Source organism: Planctomycetota bacterium (assembly GCA_038746835.1).
Classification (GTDB): Bacteria; Planctomycetota; Phycisphaerae; order Tepidisphaerales; family Tepidisphaeraceae; genus JBCDKH01.
Genome location: JBCDKH010000328.1, coordinates 1 through 1,650, shown reverse-complemented (window position 1 = coordinate 1,650; position 1,650 = coordinate 1). Strand labels below are relative to the sequence as shown.

Below are 1,650 nucleotides of genomic sequence, written 5' to 3'. Positions count from 1 at the left end.
GCAGCCAGATGCGTGGGCTCAACAGCCGCATCGACAAGGGCCTCGAACGCGTCGGCGGCGGCAAGGAGACGGTCGTCGACGAGCCGATCTACTCCGGGGCCAACGGTGCCCTGCAGCTGGCCCTCGACATGCCGGCCGACTACTGGCAGCAGCTCAGCGACTGACGCACTGGACAACGCCTTCCAAGGAGCGGCCGCGACGTCTTCGTCGCGGCCGCTCTATTCTGCCTTGGGCCTGTAGCTCAATGGTCAGAGCAGGGGACTCATAATCCCTTGGTTCCGGGTTCGAATCCCGGCGGGCCCATACGCGGGAGACGCTACTCTGCGACTCGTGCTCCGCGTGTCTTCCAGCAAGGGCCTGCCCGCGCATCGGCAGCCGAGTCGTCGGTGGAACCGGCGCGACCCGCGCTTAGCACGCGTTCGACCTGGACTCGACTTCTCGCTGACGGGTCTGGTCTTTTGCTCGATGATGATGTTCCTCGGGCTGGCCGCGATCAATTCGCAGGCGAGTCTGCTCTTTGCCGTGTTCGGGTTGATGATCGGCGTGCTGCTGGTCAGCGGCGTCATCAGCCGGTGGGTGCTTCGCGGCGTCAACGTCGAACGACGCCCGCCCGACTCCGCGCAGGTCGGCCGGCTGACGCGCATCCGCTACCGCATCGACAACCGCAAACGATTCTGGCCGACGTTCAGCCTGACGTTGTCGGAGCTCGACGCCGGCGGCAAGGGCACGGTGTTCGACCGTCAGCCGCACGCGTACATCCTGCACGTCGCCGGCGGCATGGCGATCGATGTCGCCGCCGACATCGTGCCGGCCAAGCGCGGTTGGGTGGAGCTTGATCGGTTGCAGCTGTCGACGAGCTTTCCGTTCGGCTTCATCAAGCGGGCGATCGTGCGCCGCGTCCAGGATCGCATGCTCGTCGGCCCCCCGCGAGCTCCGCTGGAGGCGACGGCGCTGGATCGCTTTTACTCCGCAGAGAGCACCGGACTCAGCCAGCGACCGAGGCCAAGTGGCAATGACGAGCTCTACGGCCTGCGTGAGTATCGCCCGGGCGACTCGCCGCGCGATGTGCACTGGCGTCGCAGTGCACGCCTGCTTGCAGCGCCACGGGTCGCGCGAGCACCGGCACCGCTGGTGGTTCGGCAGATGCACCGCGTCTCGCCGCCACGGTTGATGGTCGTGCCCGACACGACGTCGCGTAGCGACACGGCTGAAGCGTTCGGCATCGTTGAGAAGAATCTCGCCGTCGCTGCGAGCCTCGTCGCGGGTGCCGCCGACCGTGGGTTGTCTGTCGGACTGATGCTTCGCAGCGCGTCCGCGACGGACGGCTGGATCGAGCGTCGTCCCGAGCGTGGCAAGCGACAACGTCGCGAGCTGCTCCGCTTGCTCGCCGAGGCCGAGGTCAGCGTCGAAGCGGAAACGAGTGTCGAGCAATACACCAATGCTGCCACGCACCTCGTGTCTGGCGACACGACGGGCGTGATCGTCTACGACGGCGGCGACGCTCTGGAAGATCCTTCGCGTTCGGGCGGGCGGTTCGTCTTCATCGACGCCTCATCGCCGATGCTGGACCAGTACATGCGATTCCCGGAGTCGCTCGACTGGGCAGACATGAGTGGATCGCACACGCCCGACGCGAGTTCGTAGAATCGG

At 66.5% G+C, this 1,650-nt stretch carries 1 protein-coding gene and 1 tRNA gene; both read left to right on the top strand.

Features of this window, described 5'->3' with window-relative positions:
* Positions 1–230 precede the first annotated feature (230 nt).
* A tRNA-Ile gene (locus tag AAGI46_17120) sits at positions 231–303 on the top strand.
* Between the two features lie 27 nt (positions 304–330).
* The gene (locus AAGI46_17115; GenBank protein MEM1013928.1) at positions 331–1,644 is read left to right on the top strand and encodes a DUF58 domain-containing protein; all 1,314 of its coding nucleotides are present in this window, start codon (positions 331–333) and stop codon (positions 1,642–1,644) included.
* The last annotated feature ends 6 nt before the right edge of the window (positions 1,645–1,650 follow it).